Consider the following 4,167-nt stretch of genomic DNA (forward strand, 5'->3'; position numbering starts at 1 on the left):
AAAGTCTGGCCCGAGCGCTCCAGCTTCACGCGAAATGGCTTGTTCTCGGCAACGAGCGACTGATCGACGCCGAAGCTTTCGAAATGCACGCTGCCCTGCGGCCAGTGGCCCGTCATGTCGCGCACGCCGTCCATCAACGCGCGCGGGCCACAGCAGTAGACGTGCGTGCCGCTGCCAGTCTTCTCGAAGACGGGCCAGAAATCGAAGGCATCCGCGGGGTCGCCGAAATCGTGATGCACGACGACGTGCGACTTCCATTCGGGGCCAGTGAGTTCGTCGAGGAACGCGGTCATTTCAGGGCTGCGTGTGAGGTAGTAGAGCTTGAAGCGGGGGCCGCCGGCGGCCTTCAGATGCCGCATCATCGAGAGAATCGGCGTGATGCCGATGCCGCCCGCGACGAACACGAAGCTACGTGCACGCTCGCTCAGACCGAACTCGTTTCGAGGCTCTGAGACTTCAATCCGATCGCCCTCCGACACGTCGTCCGTCATGCTGACCGAACCGCCGCGACCGGCAGCATCGCGTTTGACCGCAATCAAGTAGCGGTCGGATTCATCCGGATCGTTGCATAGCGAATAATTGCGGCTCGCGCCGCTCGGCACACGCACCGTGACGTGCGAACCCGCGGTGAACGGCGGCAGTTCCCGCCCTTCAGGATCGCGCAGCTCGAAGCTCACGATGCCCTCTGCGACCCGCGTTTTCTTCGTCACCGCGAGCGTCCTGAAGACCTCTTCCATGCTTGTCAACTGACTCATTTGCGTCTGCCTCCCTGCTCTCTCTTCGTCCCGCGCGGCGCGAAATTAGCAACGCGCCACCCAATGCGTTTATATTAGATATCTAACTAAAGGAACGCAAGCGGGTTTTCCCTTGAAGCGCTGGAAATGCGCGAAAAAAAAAGCGCCCGAAGGCGCCGTCCATGCTGAGAGAATGGTGTTTCAGGAAGCTTTTTCCGCGTGCTCGCGCAGGGTATTCGCTGGCACCCCGATCAGCACCGCGAGCCCGCCGAGCACGACGAGCGCTGCGATCGCGGACAGCCCGATCGCAAGACTGCCGGTCACCGTTTTGATCCAGCCAAGCGCGATGGGCCCACAGAACGCACCCACTTGGCCGAGACTACTAATCGCGCCGATGCCCGCCGCCGCCGCTTCGTCGGTAAGGTAGGCCGGTGGGATTGACCAGATGATCGCGGCCGCGCCGAAGTAAGAGATCGAGATCATGCCGAGACACACGATCGAGGCCACCGTGCTGCCCGACACCAGAGGCAGCAGGAAGCCACCCAGCCCGCCGATCGCCGTGCAGCCGAAGAAGTGCCAACGCCGCTCCAGCGTCACGTCTGAACTGCGAGCAACGATGAACATGCCGAGCGCACCGATGATATAAGGCAGCGCGGACAGCAGCCCGACATTCAACACGTCGGCGACACCCGCCTGACGGATGATCGTGGGCGTCCAGTAATTGAGGATCGTGCCGCACAGCGGCACCGTGCCCCAGCCCGCCGCGAGGATGTAGACGCGCGGATCTTTCAGCGCCGCGAGTAGCTGATGCTTGCCATGCTTCGAGGACTTCTTTTCGGCGCGGTCGGCAGCGAGCGCATCGAGGATGATCTTCTTCTGATCGTCATCGAGCCAGCGCGCGTCCTGTGGTTTGTCGACGAGATAGAAAAATGCCACGATGCCCATCAGGAGTGCCGGCAGACCTTCAAGGAAGAAGAGCCATTGCCAGTTCTTGTAGCCATAGACATCGGTAAAGTTATGCAGAATCCAGCCCGATAGCGGCCCACCGATGATACCGGCGGCCGCAATCGCAAGCAGGAAGCGAGACGTTATCCGCGCCCGCCGTGCACCCGGATACCAGTACGTGAGGTACAGGATGATGCCCGGCCAGAAGCCAGCTTCGGCCGCGCCCAGCAGAATGCGCGCGACGTAGAACTGCGTCGGCGTGGTCATGAACGCCATCGCAGTCGAGATGCCGCCCCACAGAATCATGATGCGCGAGATCGTCAGCCGCGCGCCGATCTTCTTTAGCCACAGCGTGCTCGGCACTTCGAGCGAGATATAGCCGATGAAGAAGAGGCTCACGCCGAGCCCGTAGGCGGCATCACTCAAGCCCAGGTCCTGTTTCAGATGCAATTGCGCGAAGCTGACGTTCACCCGGTCGAGGTAATTCAGCACCCAGCAAACGAAGATGAACGACATCAGCCGCCAGGTGACCTTGTGATACGTCGCTTCGACGCGTGCCGCCGTTGCGTCCGACTCCAGCAGGAATTGCGTAAGTGTGGATTTGGCCACCAGATGTCTCCGTTCCGCTCGCTCATGAGGACGACGCGCGGTCGCTCGGAATCCTTCCGCGCGACATCGCGTCCTAAAGTATTTTTATTCGATCTCTAATTATAATGTAGAGAGGCCAGCAAGGGCAAGCAAGCTCGGGTTTGCCCCGAGAAGACGGTTATTCGTCATTCGCCGGCATCCGAGGCGGCGTTTTTACCGGCTATCATGTCGAACAGGCTACATCTGGGGCTTTGGGAACACGTCATGACACAAAAGAAACCTGTGGCTGGCGCGCCACGCGAAACCGCGGAAATGCTGCGTCACTGGCACGACACCGTGCCGAACGATCGGCTCGCGCACCTCGTAAAGGACGCCACGCGCTCGATGGTCCGTGCTCTGCAAATGCGGCTCGCTGAACACTCTGTATCGTTCGGACACTGGACTTTTCTGCGCATACTTTGGGAAACAGATGGCCTCACGCAGCGCGAATTGAGCGAACAGGCGGGCGTGATGCAGCCAACCACATTCTCGGCTGTGACGGCGATGGAAAAGCTCGGGCTCGTCGAGCGGCAACAGCTGCCCGACAACAAGAAGAACGTACATGTGTTCTTAACCCCCGAAGGCCGCGCGCTTAAGAAAAAGCTCGTGCCGCTCGCCGAGGAAGTCAACGAAATCAGCGTGACGGGCCTGAGCGAGCGCGACATCAACACCGCGCGCAAGGTGCTGCTCGCGATCATCGAGAACCTCGCGGAGGACGAATCCGGCTCTACCAATCCAATGCGCCGCGTGCCATCGACGCGTGCGTTGGGGCGTCTGATCACAGAGCGCGCAGACACGCTGAAAGACGCCTGATCTCTTTTTCGGTTCGGCAGGTGTGATCTTCATCGACAAATGGCGGCGAATTATCTGCGCTATCTGACGCCCGATCAAGAAGGTGCGGCGCGGGCTGCGATGGGTTCTGGAGACAACAGATCAATGGCATTTCACGACACAAAGGCGTCGTCCGCAGCGGTTTTTATCCGGCCCGCGCGCCCTCACGCGTGCGAGAGCCAGCAATTTGATCTCTACCGGCGATGCGCTGCAACCGGCGCGGGGCCAACTAAGCCTTCAGTGGCGCTAATGCGTGCATCCGCTCGTCGCTTTCCGTGCCGCCGGGGCCCGCCTTGAGGGTTTTTGGCCGGCTACGGTGCGTTGCCTTGTAAGACAGGTGGATGCACTTTAGCTTATGTATCGATTTGGAACAGATATGCAAATATCGAATGGAGGAACGGCTGGCCATGTAAAGATGGTCCCCGTCCTTATCGGGCCGTCTTAGTCACCCTTGCGCGACAGCGTCGAACCCACGCACGCTTCGACTTATGGTTACACTCGTAGTCTCAGGCTTTCCTCCTCGCTCGGGCCTCATGGACCTCAAGCAAATCCAGTATTTCATCGCCCTCTTCGAGGATGGATCCGTCACGCGCGCGGCCAAGCGCCTCAATATCGTGCAGCCCGCGCTCAGCATGCAGATTTCGAAGCTCGAGGCCGAACTGCGACAGACGCTCTTCGAACGCGGCCCGCACGGCATGGCGCCGACCGAAGCGGCGCGCCTCATGTATCGCCTGTACACGCCGATCATGCGCGACATCGATCACGCGCGCGAGCAATTGAGCCGGCGCGACATGATTATCACAGGTCGCGTTTCGCTCGGGATGGTGGCGTCGGAAGCGGATAGCGTCTTGCCGGAGTCACTCGCGAGGTTTGACGCGCTCTTTCCGCAAGTCGAGGTATCGGTGGCCGATGGTTTCAGCGCGCAACTCATCGATGCGGTCGAGGCAGGCCGGCTCGATGCCGCGATCATCAACAAGCCGCGCGGGCGCCTGACGCTCGATGTCGAGCCGTTGCTGGTCGAGGAAATGGT

Annotated in this window: 4 protein-coding genes; 2 read left to right on the forward strand and 2 right to left on the reverse strand. The window is 60.5% G+C overall.

Annotated elements, in window-relative coordinates:
• Both AWB68_RS43015 and AWB68_RS43020 read right to left on the reverse strand, forming a co-directional pair.
• Nucleotides 1-755, reverse strand: a 755-nt coding sequence (locus AWB68_RS43015; protein ID WP_200828957.1) for a ferredoxin reductase, incomplete at its 3' end; no start/stop codon positions are given.
• Between the two features lie 180 nt (nucleotides 756-935).
• Nucleotides 936-2,288, reverse strand: a complete 1,353-nt coding sequence (locus tag AWB68_RS43020) for an MFS transporter (RefSeq protein WP_087650198.1) — start codon at nucleotides 2,286-2,288, stop codon at nucleotides 936-938.
• Between the two features lie 243 nt (nucleotides 2,289-2,531).
• On the opposite strand from AWB68_RS43020, the gene AWB68_RS43025 reads away from it, so the two are divergent.
• Together AWB68_RS43025 and AWB68_RS43030 are read left to right on the forward strand one after the other, a co-directional pair.
• Nucleotides 2,532-3,119: a MarR family winged helix-turn-helix transcriptional regulator gene (locus AWB68_RS43025; RefSeq protein WP_087650199.1), complete on the forward strand. Its 588-nt coding sequence runs from the start codon at nucleotides 2,532-2,534 to the stop codon at nucleotides 3,117-3,119.
• Nucleotides 3,120-3,670: 551 nt separating this feature from the next.
• The coding region (locus AWB68_RS43030) for a LysR family transcriptional regulator (RefSeq protein WP_143282040.1) at nucleotides 3,671-4,167 on the forward strand (497 nt) is incomplete at its 3' end.

Origin of the sequence: Caballeronia choica (genome assembly GCF_001544535.1) — a bacterium.
In the GTDB taxonomy this organism is placed as follows: Bacteria; Pseudomonadota; Gammaproteobacteria; order Burkholderiales; family Burkholderiaceae; genus Caballeronia; species Caballeronia choica.

Coding starts and splice junctions, on each gene's coding strand:
- AWB68_RS43025 (WP_087650199.1), top strand. CDS start 2,532: ATGACACAAAAGAAACCTGTGGCTGGCGCGCCACGCGAAACCGCGGAA.